The sequence below is a fragment of the Williamsia soli genome (assembly GCF_017377795.1).
GTDB lineage: Bacteria > Actinomycetota > Actinomycetes > Mycobacteriales > Mycobacteriaceae > Williamsia > Williamsia soli.
On sequence record NZ_JAFRDR010000005.1, the window covers coordinates 289,645 to 311,465 of the forward strand.

General features: G+C 65.5%; 22 protein-coding genes and 1 tRNA gene. 8 read left to right on the forward strand and 15 right to left on the reverse strand.

The genetic code is table 11. The annotated features are described in order from the left end of the window. The first annotated feature begins 11 nt into the window (after positions 1-11). From J3S28_RS15720 to J3S28_RS15735, 4 genes are read left to right on the forward strand one after another with little or no spacing between them, the layout of a single operon-like run. Positions 12-1,112 (forward strand): ABC transporter ATP-binding protein, encoded by a 1,101-nt coding sequence (locus J3S28_RS15720; protein WP_207841668.1) that lies wholly within the window; start codon positions 12-14, stop codon positions 1,110-1,112. Then, positions 1,109-1,804 carry an ABC transporter permease gene (locus J3S28_RS15725; RefSeq protein WP_207841669.1) on the forward strand — a complete coding sequence of 232 codons (696 nt, stop codon included), beginning with the start codon at positions 1,109-1,111 and terminating at the stop codon, positions 1,802-1,804. Before J3S28_RS15720 ends, J3S28_RS15725 begins: the two co-directional genes overlap by 4 nt. Then, complete coding sequence (locus tag J3S28_RS15730) at positions 1,801-2,502, forward strand: ABC transporter permease (RefSeq protein ID WP_207841670.1); 702 nt, start codon at positions 1,801-1,803, stop codon at positions 2,500-2,502. The genes J3S28_RS15725 and J3S28_RS15730 overlap by 4 nt, the downstream gene beginning before the upstream one ends. Before the next feature lie 54 nt (positions 2,503-2,556). Beyond that, the gene (locus tag J3S28_RS15735; protein WP_372436015.1) at positions 2,557-3,183 is read left to right on the forward strand and encodes a putative glycolipid-binding domain-containing protein; all 627 of its coding nucleotides are present in this window, start codon (positions 2,557-2,559) and stop codon (positions 3,181-3,183) included. A 12-nt stretch (positions 3,184-3,195) separates the two neighbouring features. Here the strand turns inward: J3S28_RS15735 and J3S28_RS15740 are convergent, their stop codons facing one another. After that, entirely contained in the window at positions 3,196-4,161 is a 966-nt protein-coding gene (locus tag J3S28_RS15740; protein ID WP_207841815.1) for a prephenate dehydrogenase, read from the reverse strand. An 81-nt stretch (positions 4,162-4,242) separates the two neighbouring features. On the opposite strand from J3S28_RS15740, the gene J3S28_RS15745 reads away from it, so the two are divergent. The 4 genes from J3S28_RS15745 (at position 4,243) to J3S28_RS15760 (ending at position 5,813) form a co-directional block, all read left to right on the forward strand. After that, a complete protein-coding gene (locus J3S28_RS15745; RefSeq protein WP_207841671.1) occupies positions 4,243-4,752 on the forward strand; it encodes a tRNA adenosine deaminase-associated protein in 510 nt (169 codons plus the stop codon). A 16-nt stretch (positions 4,753-4,768) separates the two neighbouring features. Then, on the forward strand, positions 4,769-5,218 hold the full coding sequence (locus J3S28_RS15750) for a nucleoside deaminase (protein ID WP_207841672.1): 450 nt from the start codon (positions 4,769-4,771) through the stop codon (positions 5,216-5,218). Between the two features lie 213 nt (positions 5,219-5,431). Next, on the forward strand, positions 5,432-5,641 hold the full coding sequence (locus J3S28_RS15755) for a CsbD family protein (RefSeq protein ID WP_084836018.1): 210 nt from the start codon (positions 5,432-5,434) through the stop codon (positions 5,639-5,641). Positions 5,642-5,722: 81 nt separating this feature from the next. Continuing rightward, positions 5,723-5,813, forward strand: a tRNA-Ser gene (locus J3S28_RS15760). Between the two features lie 123 nt (positions 5,814-5,936). On the opposite strand, the gene aroQ is transcribed toward J3S28_RS15760, so the two are convergent. The 14 genes from aroQ to J3S28_RS15830 all read right to left on the reverse strand — a co-directional run bounded on the left by aroQ (position 5,937) and on the right by J3S28_RS15830 (position 21,796). Continuing rightward, entirely contained in the window at positions 5,937-6,518 is a 582-nt protein-coding gene (gene aroQ, locus J3S28_RS15765) for a gamma subclass chorismate mutase AroQ (protein ID WP_207841673.1), read from the reverse strand. 80 nt (positions 6,519-6,598) lie between these two features. Next, on the reverse strand, positions 6,599-8,215 hold the full coding sequence (nuoN, locus tag J3S28_RS15770) for an NADH-quinone oxidoreductase subunit NuoN (RefSeq protein WP_237341628.1): 1,617 nt from the start codon (positions 8,213-8,215) through the stop codon (positions 6,599-6,601). Beyond that, complete coding sequence (locus tag J3S28_RS15775; RefSeq protein WP_207841674.1) at positions 8,212-9,777, reverse strand: NADH-quinone oxidoreductase subunit M; 1,566 nt, start codon at positions 9,775-9,777, stop codon at positions 8,212-8,214. Before J3S28_RS15775 ends, nuoN begins: the two co-directional genes overlap by 4 nt. Next, positions 9,774-11,657: an NADH-quinone oxidoreductase subunit L gene (gene nuoL / locus J3S28_RS15780; RefSeq protein ID WP_207841675.1), complete on the reverse strand. Its 1,884-nt coding sequence runs from the start codon at positions 11,655-11,657 to the stop codon at positions 9,774-9,776. Before nuoL ends, J3S28_RS15775 begins: the two co-directional genes overlap by 4 nt. A 7-nt stretch (positions 11,658-11,664) precedes the next feature. Continuing rightward, entirely contained in the window at positions 11,665-11,964 is a 300-nt protein-coding gene (nuoK, locus tag J3S28_RS15785; protein ID WP_207841676.1) for an NADH-quinone oxidoreductase subunit NuoK, read from the reverse strand. Continuing rightward, on the reverse strand, positions 11,961-12,722 hold the full coding sequence (locus J3S28_RS15790; protein ID WP_207841817.1) for an NADH-quinone oxidoreductase subunit J: 762 nt from the start codon (positions 12,720-12,722) through the stop codon (positions 11,961-11,963). The genes nuoK and J3S28_RS15790 overlap by 4 nt, the downstream gene beginning before the upstream one ends. A gap of 20 nt (positions 12,723-12,742) precedes the next feature. Continuing rightward, positions 12,743-13,306, reverse strand: a complete 564-nt coding sequence (gene nuoI / locus J3S28_RS15795; protein WP_207841677.1) for an NADH-quinone oxidoreductase subunit NuoI — start codon at positions 13,304-13,306, stop codon at positions 12,743-12,745. Next, entirely contained in the window at positions 13,299-14,621 is a 1,323-nt protein-coding gene (gene nuoH, locus J3S28_RS15800) for an NADH-quinone oxidoreductase subunit NuoH (protein ID WP_207841678.1), read from the reverse strand. Before nuoH ends, nuoI begins: the two co-directional genes overlap by 8 nt. Next, positions 14,618-17,056, reverse strand: coding sequence for an NADH-quinone oxidoreductase subunit G (locus tag J3S28_RS15805; RefSeq protein WP_207841679.1), 2,439 nt, complete (start codon positions 17,054-17,056; stop codon positions 14,618-14,620). The genes nuoH and J3S28_RS15805 overlap by 4 nt, the downstream gene beginning before the upstream one ends. Continuing rightward, on the reverse strand, positions 17,053-18,354 hold the full coding sequence (nuoF, locus tag J3S28_RS15810) for an NADH-quinone oxidoreductase subunit NuoF (RefSeq protein WP_207841680.1): 1,302 nt from the start codon (positions 18,352-18,354) through the stop codon (positions 17,053-17,055). Before nuoF ends, J3S28_RS15805 begins: the two co-directional genes overlap by 4 nt. Before the next feature lies 1 nt (position 18,355). Then, entirely contained in the window at positions 18,356-19,210 is an 855-nt protein-coding gene (gene nuoE / locus J3S28_RS15815) for an NADH-quinone oxidoreductase subunit NuoE (protein WP_207841681.1), read from the reverse strand. Continuing rightward, a complete protein-coding gene (gene nuoD, locus J3S28_RS15820; protein ID WP_207841682.1) occupies positions 19,207-20,532 on the reverse strand; it encodes an NADH dehydrogenase (quinone) subunit D in 1,326 nt (441 codons plus the stop codon). Before nuoD ends, nuoE begins: the two co-directional genes overlap by 4 nt. Next, positions 20,532-21,245 (reverse strand): NADH-quinone oxidoreductase subunit C, encoded by a 714-nt coding sequence (locus J3S28_RS15825; protein ID WP_207841683.1) that lies wholly within the window; start codon positions 21,243-21,245, stop codon positions 20,532-20,534. Before J3S28_RS15825 ends, nuoD begins: the two co-directional genes overlap by 1 nt. Further along, complete coding sequence (locus J3S28_RS15830; protein ID WP_110470441.1) at positions 21,242-21,796, reverse strand: NuoB/complex I 20 kDa subunit family protein; 555 nt, start codon at positions 21,794-21,796, stop codon at positions 21,242-21,244. Before J3S28_RS15830 ends, J3S28_RS15825 begins: the two co-directional genes overlap by 4 nt. Positions 21,797-21,821 lie beyond the last annotated feature (25 nt).

Here is a 21,821-nt window from a genome sequence, read left to right on the forward strand (position 1 = left end):
GAACGAAACCCATGATCACCTTTGAATCGGTGACCAAGACCTACCCGGACGGCACCACCGCCGTCGACAATCTGACCCTCGACATCGAGGAAGGCAGCTTCACCGCCTTCGTCGGCCCATCGGGCTGCGGAAAGACGACGTCCATGCGGATGATCAACCGCATGATCGAGCCGACGTCGGGCACGATCAAGGTCGACGGCAAGGACGTCGGATCGGCCAATGCCGTTTCCCTGCGACGAGGCATCGGTTACGTGATCCAGAGCGCAGGCCTCATGCCACACCAGCGGGTGGTGGACAACATCGCGACAGTGCCTGTGCTGCAAGGTGAATCGCGCAAAACGGCGCGGCACGCCGCGCTGGAGTTGCTGGAGCGCGTCGGACTGGACCGGGCCGTCGCGACCCGATATCCGGGTCAGCTCTCGGGCGGGCAGCAGCAGCGCGTCGGCGTGGCCAGGGCGCTCGCCGCCGACCCCGCGATCCTGCTGATGGACGAGCCGTTCAGCGCCGTCGACCCCGTTGTGCGGGAAGACCTGCAGAACGAGATGTTGCGCCTACAGGGCGAACTGCGCAAGACCATCGTCTTCGTCACCCACGACATCGACGAGGCCGTCAAACTCGCCGACCGCATCGCGATCTTCGGTGTCGGCGGCAAGCTCCGACAGTTCGACACCCCGGCCAGATTGCTCGCGGCTCCCGCGGACGAGTTCGTGTCATCGTTCGTCGGGCGCGACCGCGGTTACCGCCTGCTGCAGTTCAATTCGGGTGCCGGGGTGCAGATCGAGCCGCTCACCCCCATCACAGAGGCCGACATCGACGGGCAGGTCCTCGGCGTCGACGAGTGGCGCCTGGTGACCATCGACGGCAACCCGTTCGGATGGGTCGACGCCGCCGGAGTGAAGGTGCACTCCGGCGGGGGCTCGCTGTACGAAAGTTGCTCTGCCGGCGGATCGCTGTTCACCGAGGGCGGCACGTTGCGCCAAGCACTCGACTCGGCGCTGTCGTCGCCGTCGGGCATCGGTGTCGTGGTCGACGGGAAGGGCACGATCAGCGGCGGGGTCCGCGCCGCAGACGTGCTCGCCGCCCTCGAGCAGCAGCGGAAGTCGGCCTCATGAACTACCTGCTCAACCATTTCCCGAAGGTCTGGGAGCTCACGCTCGAGCACATCAAGCTGTCGATGGTGCCACTGCTGGTGTCGCTGATCATCGCAATTCCACTGGGGCTCCTGGTGTATCGTTCGCGACCCGCTCGCAGACTCACGATCGTCATCGGCTCGATCATCTTCACGATCCCGTCGATCGCCCTGTTCATCGTCCTTCCGTCGGTGATCAACACGCGAATCCTCTCGGACGTCAACGTGATGGTCGCGCTGGCGTTGTACTCCACGGCCCTGCTCGTGCGGTCGGTTCCCGAAGCGCTGGATGCGGTGCCGCCGATGGCGGTGGACTCCGCGACCGCCATCGGTTACAAGCCCTGGCAGCGAGTGCTGAAAATCGAACTCCCCCTGGCAATCCCGGTGTTGATCGCCACCGTCCGCGTTGTGGCGGTCACCAACATCTCGATGGTGTCGGTGGGTGCGGTGATCGGGTTCGGCGGCCTCGGCCGGCTGTTCACCGAGGGCTACAGCCGCAACTACACCAATGAGATCGTCGCGGGCATCATCGCCGTGGTGGTGCTGGCGCTGGTCATCGACCTACTGCTCGTGGTGCTCGGTCGGCTGCTCACACCGTGGGCGCGGGTCGGCAAGGCTCCGGGTCGGTTGTCGCGAGCCCGGTTGAATCTGAGCAAAGAGGCGGCGCCGGCATGAGCAACATCTTCAGTGACACGGTCAGCTATCTCACCACCGCCACGAACTGGACCGGAACCGAGGACACCGACGGTCTGCTCATCGAGATCGCCCAGCACCTCGAATACACCTTCTACGCGGTGGGCCTCGCCGCCCTGATCGCCGTGCCGATCGGCCTGTTCGTCGGCCACACCGGCAAGGGTGAGGTGATCGTCGTCGGGCTCGTCAACATGCTGCGGTCGTTGCCGACCCTGGGCCTGCTGCTGCTCTTCACGCTGTGGATGGGTCTGGGGTTGACCCCGACCATCATCGCGCTGATCCTGCTCGGCGTGCCGCCGTTGCTCGCCGGTACCTATGCGGGAGTGGCGAACGTCGACAAGTCGGTGGTCGACGCGTCCCGGGCGATGGGTTTCAACGGTCTGCAGGTGCTGTTGAAGGTCGAGTTGCCGAACGCGCTCCCGCTGATCCTCGGTGGTCTGCGCAACTCGACACTGCAGGTCGTCGCGACCGCTGCGATCGCCGCGTACGTGGGACTCGGCGGTCTGGGTCGGCCGATCTTCGATGGACTGGCCACGTACGACTACCCGCCGATGATCGCCGGTTCGATCCTGGTGACGCTGCTGGCCCTGATCCTGGACAGCATCATCGCCGGGGTGGCCTGGGCATCGGCACCTGGTAAGGGCCGGATGCGCCGAGCACCGGATCTGGCGATCGCGTAGCCGATATCGCCGGTTGGTTCGGTAACAGGTGGCTCAGTCGCCTACCTTGTAGGGGTGAGTTCACCAGACTTGTCCCAAGAATCCGTCGCGCCCCAGCCCGGTGCGTCCGAGAGCGGTGGCTTCAAGACGGTGATGACCTGGCGTGGCATCGGTGAAGAACGCCTCGAGCAGGTGCGGGTCACCGTCACCGGTAAACGGATCAAGGCGTACGGCCGGATCATCGGTGCCGCGACCGACAAACACGAGGCGTTCAGCGCCTCGTACGACCTGATCACGAACGATGCCGGCGCCACGAAGCGACTGTCCCTGCATCTCGTGCGCGCTGGTGGGGACACCCAGATCTCCATCACCCGTGACGGGCAGGACGCGTGGCTGGTGCAGAGCGCCCGCGGCATGGAACGCAGCGATTTCGGCGGCGCCCAGGACGTCGACCTCGCGTTGAGCCCCTTCTTCAACACCCTGCCGATTCGCCGCCTCGGGCTCGGCACGCCGGATTCCGGCCCCACAGAGGTCCCCGTCGCTTACCTCTACCTGCCCTCGGGCGAGGTCAATCCGGCCACGTTGAGCTACACGCCGGCGGCGGAGGGTATCGACATCGTGTCGCCGGTGGCGCAGACGACGATCACCGTCGACGAGAATGGTTTCGTCGTCAACTACCCGGGGCTCGCCGAACGGGTGTGAGCCCGGTTGGTCTCAGCCCGCCCAGACCGCGCCTTGCCTGGCGGCGTTGCGGAACGCGGCTTCCCAGCCGTCGCTACCCAGCTCGACGGTGATCGCCGGATCGTCGGTGGCAGCGTGGATCTGTTCGTAACGCTTGCGGGCACGGAAACCGTCGGCGACCAGCGTCTCCACCGTGCCGAGGTCGCGTAGCTGATCGCGGGCAAACGTCAGCCGGTCGATGGTCTCGCTCAGCGCGGCGAGCAGTGCGGTGGAGTTCGCCTCGAGCATCGCCTGCTGCAGGTGCGGGGCGGTTCCGGCCACGCGGGTGCCGTCGCGGAAGGAGCCTGCCGCCAGTCGCAGTGCGAGTTCGCCCTCGCCGGCTCCCACCACCGCGGTCACCGACGCGGTGAGGTGGGGCAGATGCGAGATGCCGGCGACGGCACGGTCGTGCTCGTCCGATGCGGCCGGGATCACGCGGGCACCGGTGTCGATCGCGAGTTGCGCGACGGACCGCCACACCAGCGGATCTGCCCCGTCGTCGGTCGCGACCACCCAGACGGCACCGGAGAACAGACCCGGATCGGTGGCCTGCCATCCGGACTCTGCACTGCCGGCCATGGGGTGTCCGCCGACGAAGTTCCGGCTCAGCCCGCGCGCGTGCACCTGATCGGCGACCTGCTGTTTCACACTCACCACGTCGGTGAGGGGGCACTGCGGCGCGTACGTCGCGACGTCGGCGAGTATGGCGTCGATCGTCGGCGCGGGGGTGGCGAGCACGATCAGTGCCGACTCCTGGGCAGCGCGGGTCAGCGTCGCGACCAGATCGGCGGAGGCGTCATACCCATCCGCATTCGCGGCGCTCACGGTCTCCTCGGAGCGGTTGTAGCCGAAGACCCGGCGTCCGCTGTCGTGCAGTGCCCGCATCAGCGAGCCTCCGATGAGCCCGAGGCCGAGTACGCAGACGGGTGGTGGCGGTGAAGAGTGGGTCACGAGGTCCAGATTCGCACATCGGCCGGAATCGGAGCTCGACAGCACAGCGGGAGTTGGGTTTACCCCCGCTGACCGCTACCGTTACCCGCTATGGCCGGTGCGAGCGCGGATGAGGTAGAAGGTTTCGCCATTGCGGTCGTCCGTGAGGACGGCAAATGGACCCTCACCACCATGGACACCAGCGCGCTGGGCGAACTCGGCGAGGCCGAGAACCTGCTCCGGGGGCTGCGTAGTGCGGGTGCCGTCTTCGGCCTGCTCGACGTCGACGACGAGTTCTTCATCATCGTCAGGCCGTCACCTTCCGGGACCAAACTGTTGATCTCCGACGCCACTGCCGCCATCGACTACGACATCGCCGCGGACGTCCTGGAAGCGCTCAACGTCGACATCCCCGACATCGACCCCGACGAACTCGACGATGTCGAACCGTGGGCCGAGGGCGATTTCAGCGTGCTCTCCGATCTGGGATTGCAGGAAGCAGTGATGAGCGTGATCGTCGGCGACACCGATCTCTACGCAGACGAACAGATCGGAATGATCGCAGCTCGCTTGGGATTTGCCGATGAGCTGTCGAAGACCCTCGAGAAGCTCAATCACTGAGTTGTGAGCTCGACCCATGTCCGATGAGGAACTGATCGAGGTGGCGCTGGAAGCAGCGCGTGGTGCCGATCCGAGGGATGTTCCGGTGGGAGCGGTGATCGTCGACGCCGGCGGTCGGGTCATCGCATCTGCGGCGAATGCCAGGGAAGCGACGTCCGACCCGACGGCTCATGCCGAGGTGCTGGCGATCCGTGCCGCGGTCGCGGTGGTGGGCGACAGCTGGCGGCTCAGTGGTTGCACCATCGCAGTGACCCTGGAGCCGTGCACGATGTGTGCGGGCGCCATCACCCTCGCCCGGCTGGATCGGCTGGTGTTCGGAGCCTGGGAGCCGAAGACGGGTGCGGTGGGGTCGCTATGGGACGTGGTACGGGATCGTCGGAACGTCCATCGTCCGCAGGTGCGAGGCGGGGTCTTGGAAGAGCGCTGCGGTGAGATGTTGCGGGAGTTCTTCGCCCGTCATCGATGACAGCCCGGAATACCCCCCGTCTCGGCGTCGTAAACACTTCAGCAGGCATTGTCACAATCGCCATGTCGAGTGAGTAGAAGTTGGTGGCAGCGACACGCACCTTGTGGCACGTTGGAGGGTAGTGCTCGGGGTAGACGGAGCCTATCGGCCCGGCGTGCGCCTCGCGCGCTGAAAAAGTAGCCGAGTGATCTACCGATAAACGGAGGTTATGCCATGGGTCTCGCAGACGACGCAAAGAACAAGGCCGAAGAGCTCAAGGGCCGCGGAAAAGAAGCCGCGGGCAGCGCCACCGACAACCAGGACCTCAAGGCCGAGGGCCAGGGCGACCAGGCCAGTGCCAACATCAAGCAGAAGGTCACCGACGCTGCCGACGCCGTCAAGAACAAGACGAATGACGTCAAGGACAAGCTCACCGGCCACTGAGACTTTCGCCGGAACTGACCGAAAACCGGTGCTGACCAGCTGATTGCTGACTCAGCCCGGTGCTGCGGTACAGTTTTCGGCGGTGGCGTGTCCGAGCGGCCGAAGGTGCAGCACTCGAAATGCTGTGTACGGTAACCCCGTACCGAGGGTTCAAATCCCTCCGCCACCGCCACAGAACAGCCCCTCACCTGACCCAGGTGAGGGGCTGTTTTTGTTTTTCTCGACAAACCCACCCGTTCCAGGCAAAACCAGGTGTTGCAACACCTGGTTTTGCCTGGAACACCTGGGTTTGCGGTCAGGGAGCGTCGCAGAGGGAGGTCTCGGCCTGGATCTGACCTGCGATGTGGAGCGGATCGAGTTGTTTGACACCGATCGTGGCCGCGGTGGATCCGGCGAGACCAGGCAGGCAGAAGCCGCCGGACAGGATCGTTTCCTGAGCCGCCAGCTGATCGACGATCACGACGTTGAGCGCATTGATGGCTGTCCGCACCGGCCCCAGGTCGGGTGAGCCCGACGGGGGCATGCCGCCCGGCGATGACCACACCTCGAACAGGCCGCGCTGGACGGTCTTGCTGGCCTCGATCTGGTCTCGGAACACCATTCGGACGTAGGCGGGATCGAGTTCGCGTTCGACGGCGAGCAGCGATACCGAGTCCAGCACCACCTGTTCGCGGACGGGATCGTCGATTGCTGCACCGGACGCCCACTTGGACGCCGCAACGGTGTCGGCGAGGGCGAGCCGGTCGGCGATCGCCGACGTCAGGCCAGTCAGATCAACGGCCCCGACCGAACCGCCGGGCGCTGCCTGAGCCACGGTCGGGGCGAGCAACGCCGTTGCCGACACCGCAATGCCGATGAGCAAGGATCGAATCCGCATGGCGCGATGATATTCCCAAAATGGTGCGTTCGGGTGAGGTCGACCTGGGCGAACGCTCGCCAGAACCCACCATTTCCGGGCTACTGGAAGAAGACCGCCGCGTGGTCGGCGAGGTCGAGGAGGGGTTGGGGAAAGATGCCGAGCAGCACTGTGACCACGACACACAACGCGATGGAGACGGTGGTGCCGATGCCCGGGATCACGACGGTGGGTGCGTCCGAATCGGGCTCGGAGAAGAACATCAACACGATCACGCGGACGTAGAACACGACCGCGATGGCGCTGCTGATCACGCCGACGATCACCAGCGGCACAGCGCCACCCGAGGCCGCGGCCTGGAAGACCGCGAACTTACTGACGAAGCCGCTGGTCAGGGGAATGCCGGCGAACGCCAGTAGGAACAGGGCAAAAACGCCTGCCACCAGCGGCGATCGACGACCCAGCCCGGCCCACCGCGACATGTCGGTGACCTCACCGGACTTGTCGCGGACCAGCGTCACGATGGCGAATGCCCCAACAGTGCTGAACCCGTACGCGGCGAGATAGAACATGGTCGACGACAGGCCGGCCCGATTGATGGCCACCACTCCGGTGAGGATGAACCCGGCATGCGCGACAGAGGAATACGCCAGCATCCGCTTCATGTCCGTCTGGGTGATGGCGGCGATCGAGGCGATCACCATGGTCAGGATGGCGATCACGATCAGGATCGGGCGCCAGTCGTCCTTGAGTCCGGGCAATGCGACATAGAACAGACGCAGCATGGCACCGAAGGCGGCGATTTTGGTGGCTGCGGCCATGAATGCGGTGACAGGCGTCGGCGCGCCCTGGTAGACGTCGGGCACCCAGTAATGAAAGGGCACGGCCCCGACCTTGAACAGCAAGCCGACGGAGAGCAATCCCGCGCCGATCAGCGCCAGGGTGCGGTCGCTTGTTTCGGCGTCGATGGCTGTCGCGATCTCACTCAGCTGTACCGACCCCGCGTACCCGTACAGGAAAGCCGCACCGAACAGGAAGAACGCCGACGAGAATGCGCCGAGCAGAAAGTATTTGAGCGCTGCCTCTTGCGAGAGCAGGCGACGCCGCCGCGCGAGTCCGCACAGCATGTAGAGCGGAAGTGAGAGGACCTCCAGCGCGATGAACATCGTCAACAGGTCATCGGAGGCGGGGAAGAGCAGCATGCCCCCGACCGCGAACATCACCAGCGGGAAGACTTCGGTCTGCGTGATTCCCGCCCGCGAGGCGTGCTGCTCCGCCGGACTCCCGGGCACGGTGGAGGCCGCAGAGGCGAACGCGTCGAGCACCTTCCGGTTGCTGACCGACCCTGCGCCGGAGCTCGCGCCGGCAACCGCACCGGCCATGACCCCGGCCGTGGCGCGTTGGGCCATCAGTGGAATCGCCAGCGCGGAGACGACGAGGATCGTTCCCTGTAGCAGCAACGTGGGACCGTCGACGGCCACCGACCCCACCGCCGCCGACGAGCTGGTCCCGGCCAGCGCGACCACCGCGACAAACGCGGCCGCCAGACCTCCGAGACTGAGCACCAGCTGCCCGCGGTAGCGATACCGTGCGGGACCGAAGGCCTCGACCAAGACCCCGACCACCGCGACGCTGAACACGATCAGCATCGGGGACAGTTGTGCGTACTCGATCGATGGCGCGGGCAGGACCTCCACCGCCATTGCCGGAGACGTCATCGCCCTCCTCCATCCGGTTCGGCCACGGCAGGCGCCGGGTCATGCTGATCGATCACCGTGAGGGTGTGCCCGACAGCAGGATCGATCACGTCCATCACGGGTTTTGGGTATATGCCCAACACCAGGAGCAGTGCGATGAGTGGGGCGACCACCGCGAGTTCTCGCCGTTTGAGGTCGGGTATCTTTTCGTTCCCCGCCGTGACCGGGCCGGTCATGACTCGTTGGTACATCCACAGCACGTAGATCGCCGCGAGGACGAGGGCAATGGTGGCGCACACCGCCGCGACCGGGTACCGGGTGAATGTGCCGATGAGTACGAGGAACTCGCTCACGAACGGTCCGAGACCAGGTAGAGAGAGTGTCGCAAGGCCGGCGACGAGGAAGGTGCCCGCCATGATCGGTGCGACCTTCTGTACCCCACCGTAGTCCGCGATGTTGCGGGTGCCGCGGCGGGTGATCAGGAAGCCCGCGATGAGCATCAGTGCGGCGGTGGCTATCCCGTGGTTGACCATGTAGAGCGTCGACCCTGCCTGCCCCTGACTGGTGAGGGCGAAGATCCCCAGGATGATGAAACCGAAATGGGAGATCGAGGTGTACGCGATCAGGCGCATCATATCGGTCTGCCCGATCGCCAGTATGGCGCCGTACACGATGCCGATCACGGCGAGCGTGATGACCAGTGGTGTGAAATACCTTGTGGCGTCAGGGAAGAGCTGAACGCAGTAGCGGAGCATCGCGAACGTTCCAACTTTGTCGACTACCGCCATCATGAGTACCGCACTGGCCGGGGTGGCCTGGACTGCGGCGTCCGGGAGCCAGGTGTGCAGCGGCCACAGCGGGGCTTTGACCGCGAACGCGAACATGAAGCCGAGGAACAGTGCCTTGGCGACGGTCGGGTCGATGTCGAGCGATCCCGAGGAGATGGCCGCGACGATCTCCCGGAAATCGAATGTCCCGCTGCCCATGTCGGTGGTGGCGACGTAGAGACCGATGACTGCGGCCAACATGATCAGCCCGCCGGCGAGGTTGTACAGCAGGAACTTCACGGCGGCGCGAGAGCGAAGGCCTGCCTCGGCGGGGCCGCCGAACCCTGCGATGAGGAAATACATCGGGATGAGCATGGCTTCGAAGAAGATGTAGAACAGCAGGATGTCGAGGGCGGTGAACGAGATCATCACCATCGCCTCGACGAGCAGCATCAGTGCGACGTAGCGGTGGGTGGCCCGACGGCGGTCCTCACCGGCGTCGTTCCAGCCGGCGATCAACAGCAGCGGCAGCAGGACCGCGGTGAGGACCACCAGAGCCAGTGCGATCCCGTCGACGCCCAGCGCGTACTTCGTTCCGAACGCCGGGATCCAGGAGCGGGTTTCGGTGAACTGGTATTGGGCGCCACCGGGATCGAAATCGACGGCCAGTCCGACGGCGATCGCGAGTACCACCAGCGAAGCTCCCAAGGCCAGCCATTTGACGTGCGGTCTCAGCCGCGGCGGCAGGGTCAGGATGAGGACGGCGCCACCGGCCGGTACCGCCCACAGCAGGGTCAGCCAGGGAAAGTCGCTCACCACACCCTCACCACCATCATCATCGCCACGAGCAGTGCGGCTCCGGCGAACATCGACAGCGCGTAGGAACGGACGAGTCCGGTCTGTAGTCGCCGCACGTGTGTCGACAGCCCGGACACCGCGGCGGCGACACCGCCGACCAGTCCGTCGACGCCCTTGGTGTCGGCCAGTCCGAGTGCGGTGGTGAGCTTTTGGCCCGGTCTCATGAAAGCTGCCTCGTTGAAGGCGTCACCGTAGAGGTCGGCGCGGGCGGCCTCGGTCAGCGACGACACGTCGTCGGGGGCCGAGGTCGGGACAGTCCTGCCGGCGTACTGCCGATACGCGATACCGACACCGATGAGAACGACTGCGAGGGTGCTGACCGTGATGACCCAGACCGGGACCGACAGATGACCGTGGTGTTCGCCGACCACGGGCTCGAGCCAATGTTGCAGGGAGCCGCCGAGTACCAGCAAACCGCCGGCGAACACCGAACCCAGCGCCAGCACGACCATCGGCATCGTCATGACGCCAGGAGATTCGTGGGGATGGGTGTCGGGCTTCCAGCGCTTCTCGCCGAAGAACGTCAGCAGCATCACGCGGGTCATGTAAAACGCCGTGATCCCGGCCCCGAGGACCGCGACCGTGCCGAGGATGATGCCTTTGGCTCCGCCTGCTGCCCAGGCGGTCTCGATGATCTTGTCTTTCGAGAAGAAGCCCGAGAACGGTGGTATCCCGATGATGGCGAGGTAGCCGAGACCGAAGGTCACAAACGTCACCGGCATCAGGGCGCGAAGCCCGCCGAAGCGGCGCATGTCTGTCTCGTCGTTCATGCCGTGCATCACCGAGCCCGCACCGAGGAACAGGCCGGCCTTGAAGAATCCATGGGTGATCAGGTGCAGGATGGCGAAGGCGTACCCGGCGGGTCCGAGTCCGGCGGCGAGCACCATGTAGCCGATCTGGCTCATCGTGGACGCGGCCAGCGCCTTCTTGATGTCGTCCTTGGCGCAGCCGATGATCGCGCCGAACAGCAAGGTCACCGCGCCGACGATCACCACCCCCAGTTGGGCATCGGGCGCGAGGTTGAAGATGGGACCGGAGCGGGTGATGAGGTAGACACCCGCGGTGACCATCGTGGCCGCGTGGATGAGTGCCGACACCGGCGTGGGGCCTTCCATGGCATCGCCGAGCCAGGATTGCAGCGGCACCTGGGCCGATTTGCCGCACGCTGCGAGCAACAGCATCAGCCCAAGCGCGGTCAACGTGCCCTCGCCCGCCTCACCGGCGCCGCCGAAGACGTCGGCGAAGCCGACCGATCCGAAGGTCGCAAACATGATCATCATGCCGATCGCGAGGCCCATGTCGCCGACGCGGTTGACGATGAAGGCCTTCTTCGCGGCAGCTGCGGCGCTGGGTCGCTCGTGCCAGAAACCGATCAGCAGATAGGACGCCAGACCGACACCTTCCCAGCCGAGATAGAGGCCGAGGTAGTTGTCGGCCAGGACCAGCAGCAGCATCGCCGCGAGAAAGAGGTTGAGGTACGCGAAGAATCGGCGACGATCGGGATCGTCGGCCATGTAGCTGATGGAGTAGATGTGGATGAGTGTGCCGACACCGGTGATCAGCAGGACGAAACACATCGACAGCTGATCGAGCTGAAGGCCGAAGTCGACCTGCAGTTCCCCGACCGGAACCCACGTGAACAACGTCTCGGTCATCGCCCGCTCGTCTGTGGCCCGACCGAGCATGTCGAAGAACAGCACCAGGCCGAAAGCGAAGGATGCCAACGCCATCAGTACGCCCAGCAGGTGACCCCACGCGTCACTGCGACGTCCGGCGAGCAACAGCACCACGGCCCCGGCGAGGGGGAGTGCGGGGAGAACCCAGATCGAAGAGTCCATGGCCGGCTCAGAGTTTCAGCAGGTCTGCGTCATCGACCGAGGCCGAGTGGCGGGTGCGGAAGATGGTCATGATGATGGCGAGGCCGACAACGACCTCTGCCGCCGCGACGACCATCGTGAAGAAGGCGATCACCTGTCCGTCGAGGTTGCCGTTCAGACGAGCGAAGGTGACGAAAGCGAGGTTGCAGGCGTTGAGCATGAGCTCGACACACATGAAGACCACCACGGCGTTGCGGCGCACCAGGACCCCGCCTGCGCCGATGGTGAACAGCAGTGCGGAGATGTACAGGTAATTCTCGGGATTCATGAGCGACCCTGCGAATTCGTGGCCCCGAGGTTGGGGCCTGCGGGATCGCGCGGCTCCAGTACATCGCTGACCGACAGCTCGGAGTACGAGCCGTCGGGGAGCAGCGCCGGCATGTCGACAGCGTTGTGACGGGCATACACGCCAGGGTTGGGCAGTGGGGTGCGCCGGCCACCCTGGGCGAACCTGCGGATCGACATTTCACGCTGGCTCTCTTTGTCGCCGAGTCGCTCTCGGTGCGCGAGGACCATGGCGCCGAGGGTGGCCGTGATCAGCAGAGCCCCGGTGAGTTCGAAGGCCCAGAGATACCGGATGAAGATGAGCTCGGCCAGGCCCTCGACGTTTCCTCCGGCATTGGCTTCTTCGACACCCACAAAGGCGGTGACGGAGGCGCTTCCGATGCCGGCGACCAGGAGTATCCCGAACCCGAGACCGACGACGATCGCACCGAGTCGTTGTCCGCGCAGGGTTTCGACGAGGGAGTCCGACGAATCGACGCCCACGAGCATGAGGACGAAGAGGAACAGCATCATCACCGCGCCGGTGTACACCACGACCTGCGCGACCCCGAGGAATAAGGCGCCCTGGGCGATGTAGAAGACCGCCAGGATAATCATCGTCATCGCCAGGAAGACCGCCGAGTACACGGCTTTCGTCGAACACACGACGCCGAGCGCCCCGAGTACCGCGATGGTCCCGAGAATCCAGAATTGCACGGCCTCGGCGGTGGATGTCTGGGTCAGTGGTTCCGCGGCCAGAATCGGCGCGGCGAGCACGGTGTTCACGACGCCTTCGGGGTGGGACGTGGTCGAGACTCCGCCGGGCCTTCGGGCATGATCTCACCGAGGACATTGCCGCGGTAGTAATCCTCGTCAGTGCTGCCGGGCATCATCGCGTGCGGCGGCGCGGTCATCCCCTCGGCGAGCGGGGCGAGCAGTTTGTCCTTGCCGTAGATCAGGTCGGCGCGGTTGTCGTCGGCCATCTCGTAGTCGTTGGTCATCGTCAGCGCCCGCGTCGGACACGCCTCGATGCACAGGCCGCACCCGATGCACCGCAAGTAGTTGATCTGATACACCTGGCCGTATCTCTCTCCAGGGGAGTATCTTTCGTCGTCGGTGTTGTCGGCGCCCTCGACGAAGATCGCATCGGCTGGGCACGCCCAGGCGCACAGTTCGCACCCGATGCACTTCTCGAGGCCGTCGGGATACCGGTTCAGCTGGTGCCTGCCGTGGTAGCGCGCTGCCGTCGGCGTCTTGACCTCGGGATAGAACTCGGTGTTGTTCTTCTTGAACATCGACGAGAACGTGACGCCGAAGCCGGCGAGTGGTTCCAGGGGGTTACGCATCGGTGCTCTCCCTTTCTGTGACACCTTCCGGGGTGCCCTCGACGACCTTCGGATCGATGCTGTGAACCCGGCGCAGTCGCGGCGGGACCGGAGGTGCCATCGGGGGAATGGGGAACCCACCCGCCATGGCGTCGAATGGTCGCGCTGCCTCGACGGCGTCCGAGTCCGCCTGCGCACGATGACGTTTGTTACGCACTGTCGTCCAGAGCACCGCGAGGAGCCCGAGGGCCACCACGACGCCGGCGACTCCGAGCACCGCGGTGCTGATTCCGTAGCCCTCGTTGTGGAGAGCGCGCACCGTGGCGACGATCATGACCCAGGCCAGCGAGACCGGGATGAGCACCTTCCAGCCGAGGTTCATGAACTGGTCGTAGCGCAGTCGGGGCAGGGTGGCCCGGAGCCAGATGAAGAAGAACAGGAAACCCCAGACCTTGGCGACGAACCAGATCAGCGGGAACCAGCCGGAGTTGGCGCCGTCCCAGAGCGAGATGGGCCAGGGTGCATGCCATCCCCCGAGGAACAGGGTTGCGGCGAGCGCGGACACCGTCGCCATGTTGATGTACTCGGCGAGCATGAACATCGCGAACCGCAACGAGGAGTACTCGGTGTGGAATCCGCCGACCAGCTCACCCTCGGCCTCGGGAAGGTCGAACGGCGCACGGTTGGTCTCACCGACCATGGAGAACACGTAGACGACAAAGGATGGGAGCAGCAGGAATACGTACCAGGTGCCGTCCTGTGCGCCGACGATTCCCGACGTCGACATCGTGCCGGCATCGAGGAATACCGCGGCGAACGTCAAACCCATGGCTATCTCGTACGAGATGACTTGCGCGCTCGAGCGCAACCCGCCGAGAAGTGGATAGGTCGAACCCGATGCCCAACCCGCGAGCACGATGCCGTACACCCCGACCGAGGTCACGGCGAGGATGTACAGGACAGCGACGGACAGGTCCGTCAGTTGCAGCGGTGTCTGGTGACCGAAGATCGAGACCACCGGCCCGAACGGGATGACGGCGTAGGCCATGATGGCCGGTACCACCGCGATGATCGGGGCGAGAAGGTAGATGGGTTTGTCGACCCCGCTCGGGATGATGCCCTCCTTGAGCGCCAACTTGGCACCGTCGGCGAGGCTCTGCAGCAGACCTTTCGGCCCGACCCGGTTCGGCCCGACCCGGGTCTGCATCCAGGCCATCACCTTGCGTTCGGCGAGGATCGCGATGAGAGGGGTCAGGAGCAGGAAGACGAAAATACCCAGGGCTTTGGCGAGGATCAGCCACCAGGGGTCGTGGCCGAACGCGGAGAGGTCGGTCATGCGTTCTCCGTCCGATCCGCTCGGCTGATCCGGACCGGTTGTCCGACAGCGGGTCCCAGGTCTCGATACACAGCGCTCCCGGGAGAGTTGAGAGGTACCCACACCACTCGATCGGGTAAGTGGGTCACCTCGAGAGGCAGCGTGATCGAACCCCGGTCCGTGCTGACCGTCACCAGGTCATCGTCTGTCACCCCGTTTTCGGCGGCAGTGCCGGGTGAGAGCCTGATCACCGGTCGGTGGGCGGTGCCGGCCAGATGCGGTTCACCGTCCTGCAGGCGCCCCGCGTCGAGCAACATGCGCCACCCCGTCAGGATGGCTTCGCCTGCACGCGCCACCGGCGCGGTGGCGGACGGTGTCGCCGTGGTCCCGGCCAAGGTGTCTCGCAGCGAAGGTCCGCCGGGGACGTCGCCGTCCCACGGGCCGAGACGCGCGAGTTCGTCGCGGGAATCCTCTGCGGTGGGCAACCCGAGGTCGCGGCCCATCTGATGGGCGAGGGCGTCGAGGACTCGCTGGTCGGGCAGGGCGCCGTCGCTGGGCAGCGCGGCATCGAACGAGCGTGGCCGCCCCTCCCAGTCGACGAAGGTGCCGCTCTTGCGTACCACCGCCGACACCGGCAGCACGACGTCGGCGTGGTCGGTCACCGCGCTCTCCCGCATTTCCAGGCTGATCACGAACGGCGCCGCGACGACGGCCGCGAGAGCGGCCACCGGGTCGGGGAGGTCCGAGATGTCCACGCCACCGATGACAAGCGCTCCGAGCTCGCCTGAAGTGGTGTGCGCCAAGATCTCGTCGGTACCCAGTCCGGCCTCGGCAGGCGGTTCGGTTCCCCAGATCCGGGCCACCTGCCTGCGGGCTTCCGGGTCGACGACGGGACGGCCACCGGGCAGCAGGTTGCCCAGAGCTCCGACCTCGAGCGCTCCACGCTCTCCGGCGCGCCGCGGGACCCAGCCGATGCGCGCACCCGTCGAGATGGCCAACGCCGCAGCCGCACTCAGCGCCCCGGGCGAGGTGGCGAGTCGTTCCCCCACCAGGATGACTGCGCCCGGTTGCCGGAGCAGCTCGGAGTCGCGGAGTTGTTCGAGCACGGTGCGTTCCGATCCGGGAACTGCCTGGATGAGACCACCGGACAGCTTCTGCAGACCCTTGCTCGCGTGCGTCGCGATGGACACCACGGTCAGCCCGCTCTTGCGGACCGCCTTGCGCAAACGCAGGAAGATGATCGGTGATTCCTCTTCGGGCTCGAATCCGGCCAGCAGCACCGCCGGTGCCTTCTCGAGGTCGCCATAGGTCAGGTTCATCGGACGGCCCGCGATGTGGGCGGCCAAGAAGTCGGCTTCCTCCGCCGAGTGCGCGCGACTACGGAAGTCGATGTTGTTGGTGCCGAGTACGGTTCGGGTGAACTTCGCGTAGGCGTAGGCATCCTCGGCAGTGGCCCTGCCGCCCACCAGGACTCCGGCCCGGCCGTGTGCCGCCGTCAGGCCGGTGGCCGCGATGGCCAGCGCGGCGGACCACGACGCCGCCTCCAGGTTGCCGTCGGCGCCCCGGATCAGCGGGGTGGTGATCCGGTCACGCGCTGTCTCGTAGGTGAACGCCCATCGGCCCTTGTCGCAGTTCCATTCCTCGTTGACCTCCGGGTCGTCCCCGGCCAGGCGCCGCAGCACTTTTCCTCGCCGATGATCGGTGCGCTGCGCGCATCCGCTTGCACAGTGCTCGCACACACTCGGGGTGGAGACCAGGTCGAACGGCCGGGCCCGGAAACGGTAAGCCGCGCCGGTCAGTGCACCGACCGGACAGATCTGCACGGTGTTTCCGGAGAAGTACGACTCGAACGGTTCGTCCTCGGCGATCCCGACCTGCTGCTGGGCGCCGCGCTCGAGGAGGTCGATGAACGGATCTCCGGCGACCTGCTCGGAGAACCGAGTGCATCGCGCACACAGGACGCAGCGCTCGCGGTCGAGCAGGACCTCCGATGACAGCGGGATCGGTTTGGGGAAAGTACGTTTCACGCCTTCGAAGCGGGATTCGGTGCGGCCGGTGGACATCGCCTGATTCTGGAGGGGACACTCGCCGCCCTTGTCGCAGACCGGACAGTCCAGCGGGTGGTTGATCAACAACAGTTCCATCACCCCGCGCTGGGCCTTCTCGGCGCTCTCGGAGGTGAGCTGGGTCTTGACCACCATCCCTTCGCTCACCGTGGTGGTGCAGGAGGCGAGCGGTTTGCGCTGGCCTTCGACCTCGACCAGGCACTGCCGGCAAGCGCCCACCGGTTCGAGTAGGGGGTGGTCGCAGAATCGTGGGATCTGCACCCCGATGAGTTCGGCGGCGCGGATCACCAAGGTGCCTTTGGGTACCTGGAGCCGGGCCCCGTCGATGGTGATGGACACGAGCTCGGCAGGGGCCGTGGTATCGGGGGTCGAGTTGCTGGTCACCGTCATGGCGCGCCCACTTTCTCGAACAGGGTTGATCGGGCGGGGTCGAAGGGACAGCCCCGGCCGTCCGCGTGCTCGACGTACTCATCGCGAAAGTACTTGAGAGACGACATGATCGGGCTCGCCGCACCATCGCCCAACGCGCAGAACGATTTGCCGAGGATGCTGTCTGCGATGTCGAGTAGTTTCTGCAGATCGTCGGCGGTTCCGGTGCCCTTCTCCAGCCCCTGCAGGATCTGCACCAGCCAGTAGGTGCCCTCCCGGCACGGCGTGCATTTGCCGCAGGATTCGTGCGCGTAGAACTCGGTCCAGCGCAGGACGGCCCGGACCACGCAGGTGGTCTCGTCGAAGATCTGTAATGCCTTGGTGCCCAGCATGGATCCGGCAGCACCGACGCCTTCGTAGTCGAGGGTGACGTCGAGGTGCTCCGCGGTGAAGATCGGCGTCGACGAGCCGCCCGGAGTCCAGAACTTGAGCTCATGACCGCCCCGCACACCGCCCGCGTAGTCGAGGAGTTCACGCAGGGTGATGCCGAGCGGTGCCTCGTATTGTCCCGGTGTGGTGACGTGCCCGGAGAGCGAGTAGAGGGTGAAGCCGGGTGACTTCTCGGTCCCCATGCTCTGGAACCAGTCGTTGCCGTGCAGGATGATCGGCGGCACGCTCGCGATCGACTCGACGTTGTTGACCACGGTGGGGCTGGCGTACAGGCCGGCGACCGCGGGGAACGGGGGCCGCAGGCGAGGCTGCCCGCGTCTGCCTTCCAGCGAATCGAGCAGCGCCGTCTCCTCGCCGCAGATGTAGGCTCCGGCGCCCGCGTGTACGACGATGTCGAGGTCGAAACCCGAACCGAGGATGTCGGTGCCGAGCAGGCCCGCCTCATGGGCTTCTGCCACGGCGGTCTGCAGCCTGCGCAGAACCGGAACCACCTCTCCTCGTACGTAGATGAACGCCTTGGCCGCCCGGATCGCATACGCGGCGATGATGATTCCCTCGATCAGTACGTGTGGGGTCGCCAGCAGCAACGGCATGTCCTTGCATGTGCCGGGTTCTGATTCGTCGGCGTTGACCACCAGATAGTGCGGTTTACCGTCACCTTGTGGGATGAATGACCACTTCATTCCCGTGGGGAAGCCCGCGCCGCCGCGGCCACGCAGGCCGGATGCCTTGACACTCGCGATGAGGGCGTCGGGATCCATGTCGAGGGCCAGGCGCAGGGCGGCATAGCCGTCGTGGCGGCGATAGTTGTCGAGGGTCCACGACTCGGCTTCGTCCCAGTGGCGCGACAGCACAGGCGACAGGGGCATGTCAGACCCCCTTGCCGTGCGGTGTGGTCTCCGACGATCCGGATCGCGGAGGCGCGGTCGCATCCGGTGCCGGCGCGGGTTTGTCGGCTGACGTCTCCGCAGCGGCCTGGTGGTCGTCCGGGCCCGTGGCATCGCCGGACGTCTCTGAAGGTGGAGCCTCCATGTCGAGCTCACGTGCGATCCGCAGACCCGCCAAGGTTGCGTCGCCGGGCTGGGCCGCGTCCGAAGCGCCCGGGCGGGTATCCGGGAAACCGGCCAGGATTCTTGCGGTCTCGCGGAACGTGCACAACGGTGCACCCCGGGTCGGTGTCACCTGGTCGCCGTTGCGTAGTGCGTCGACCAGATCCCGACCGGAGCCGGGCGTCTGATTGTCGAAGAATTCCCAGTTGACCATCACCACCGGGGCGTAGTCGCACGCGGCATTGCATTCGATGTGCTCGAGTGTGATGGTGCCGTCAGCGGTCGTGCCGCCGGGCCCGACGTCGAGGTACTCGCTGAGGTCGGCGAGGATCTCGTCACCACCCATCACCGCGCAGAGCGTGTTGGTGCAGACCCCGACCAGGTAGTCGCCGGTCTCGCGGCGTCGGTACATCGAGTAGAACGTCGACACCGCGGTCACCTCGGCCGGGGTGAGGCCGAGTTGGTCTGCGCAGAAACCGATTCCGCTCGGACTGATGTACCCCTCTTCGCTCTGGACCAAATGCAGCAGTGGCAGCAGCGCCGACCGCGGACTCGGATAGCGCGCGATGATCACCGCTGCGTCGGTCTCGAGGCGGGCAAGGACATCGTCCGGGTAGGGATCGAGCGCGGTGGCATGGTGCACCGCGAAATCGATGAACACCGGCTCGGCCGTCATCGGTCGACACCTCCCATCACGGGGTCGATGCCTGCGACCGCAGCGATGACGTCCGAGATCATCCCGCCCTCGCACATCGCCGCCACCGCTTGCAGATTCGTGAACGACGGGTCCCGAAAGTGGACCCGGTACGGCCTGGTGCCGCCGTCGCTGACCATGTGCACTCCGAGCTCGCCGCGCGGTGATTCGACCGAGACGTAGACCTGTCCCGGCGGGACGCGCATGCCTTCGGTGACGAGCTTGAAGTGATGGATCAGACCCTCCATGGACGAGCCCATGATGTTGGAGATGTGTTCGGGTGAGTTGCCGAGGCCGTCGTCACCGACGGTGAGGTCGGCGGGCCACGCGATCTTCTGGTCCTCCACCATGATCGGGCCGGGCCGTAGCCGATCGAGGCACTGCTCGACGATCTTGAGCGACTCCTTCATCTCCTTGATGCGGATCTGGTACCGGCCGTACGAGTCACACGCGGTGTCGGTGATGACATCGAACTCGTAGTTCTCGTAGCCGCAGTACGGGGATGACCGGCGTAGATCGTGGGGCAGTCCGGTGGCCCGCAGAACGGGGCCGGTGATTCCGAGCGCCATACAACCGGTGAGGTCGAGATATCCGATTCCCTGGGTGCGGGCCTTCCAGATGTAGTTCTCGCTCAACAGGTCTTCAACGTCACGCAGTCGGCCCGGCATGACCTTGAGCAGGTCGCGGATCTTCTCCACCGCGCCGTCGGGAAGATCCTGGGCCAGGCCACCGGGGCGTATGAATGCATGGTTCATCCGTAGTCCGGTGATCATCTCGAAGACGTCGAGGATCAGTTCCCGCTCCCGGAACCCGAACAGCATCGCGGTCACCGCGCCGAGTTCCATACCGCCGGTGGCCAAGGCGACCAGGTGTGAGGAGACCCGGTTGAGTTCCATCAACATCACCCGGATGACGTTGACCCGCTCGGGGATGGCGTCGGTGATGTCGAGCAGCTTTTCCACACCCAGGCAGTACGCGGTCTCGTTGAAGAACGGGGACAGGTAGTCCATGCGGGTCACGAACGTGACGCCCTGGGTCCAGTTCCGGAACTCCAGGTTCTTTTCTATTCCCGTGTGCAGGTAGCCGATTCCACATCTGGCCTCGGTCACTGTCTCGCCGTCGAGGACCAGGATCAGCCGGAGCACCCCGTGTGTAGACGGGTGCTGCGGCCCCATGTTGACCACGATGCGTTCTTCGCCGGCCTCGGCGGCGGCGCTCGCCACCTCGTCCCAGTCCTGTCCGGACGCACTGTAGAGGCTCCCGTCAGGTTCGGTGTAGCTGTCCTGTTCGACGTGCTCGCTCATCAGTTGTACGACCTCCGCTGATCGGGTGGTGCGATACGAGCGCCCTTGAACTCGACCGGGATACCGCCGAGGGGGTAGTCCTTGCGTTGGGGATGACCCTCCCAGTCGTCGGGCATCTCGATCCTGGTCAGCGACGGATGGCCGTCGAAGATGATCCCGAAGAAGTCGTATGTCTCCCGTTCGTGCCAGTCGCAGGTGGGATAGATGTCGTACAGCGAGGGGATGTGAGGATCGCTGTCGGCCACGGCGACTTCCAGCCGGACCCGCCGGTTGTGGGTGATCGACAACAGGGGGTACGTTGCGTGGAGCTCACGGCCGGTCTCGTCCGGGTAGTGCACACCACTGACGCCCAGGCTCAGTTCGAATCTCAAGGCGGGGTCGTCTCGCAGAATCGAGGCGACCACCGGAAGGTGCTGTGCGCGCACGTGCACCGTGAGTTCGTCGCGAAAGACCACCACCTTCTCCAGTGCTTCCTGGGCGCCCGGATTTCCCTCGGACGACAGCGCCTCGGTCAGCAGATCGACGATCTCGTCGAAGTACCCCCCGTAGGGCCGTGGTGTGCTGCCGGGGAGCGAGACGGGGCGGATCAGGCGGCCGTAACCCGAGGTGTCGCCGCTGCCGCGGACACCGAACAGTCCGCGCCGGATCCCGATGACCTCGCGGTCCTCGCGGTCTGCGCGGCCCTTGTCATTGTCTGTGTTGCCGGACGTCATCGCAGCAGACCTTTCATCTCGATGGTCGGCGTCGCCGCCATCGCGGCCTGTTCAGCGGCTGCGATCGCTGCTTCGCGGTCGACCCCGAGCGGCATCTCCCCGATCTTTTCGTGCAGCTTGAGAATGGCGTGCAGCAACATTTCCGGCCGGGGCGGGCAGCCCGGGAGATAGATGTCTACCGGCACGACGTGATCGACGCCCTGGACGATGGCGTAGTTGTTGAACATCCCACCCGAGGATGCGCAGACACCCATGGCCAGAACCCATTTGGGCTCGGCCATCTGGTCATAGATCTGGCGTAGCACCGGGGCCATCTTCTGGCTGACCCGGCCCGCGACGATCATCAGATCGGCCTGCCTGGGGGAAGCTCGGAAGGCCTCCATCCCGAAGCGGGCGATGTCGAAACGACCGCCACTGGTGGCCATCATCTCGATGGCGCAGCAGGCCAACCCAAACGTCGCCGGCCACAGTGAGCCTTTCCGCATGTACCCGGCCAGTCCCTCGACGGTGCTCAGGAGGAATCCGCTCGGTAGCTTTTCTTCCAGACCCATGATGGCCACTCTTTCCGAAACTGCT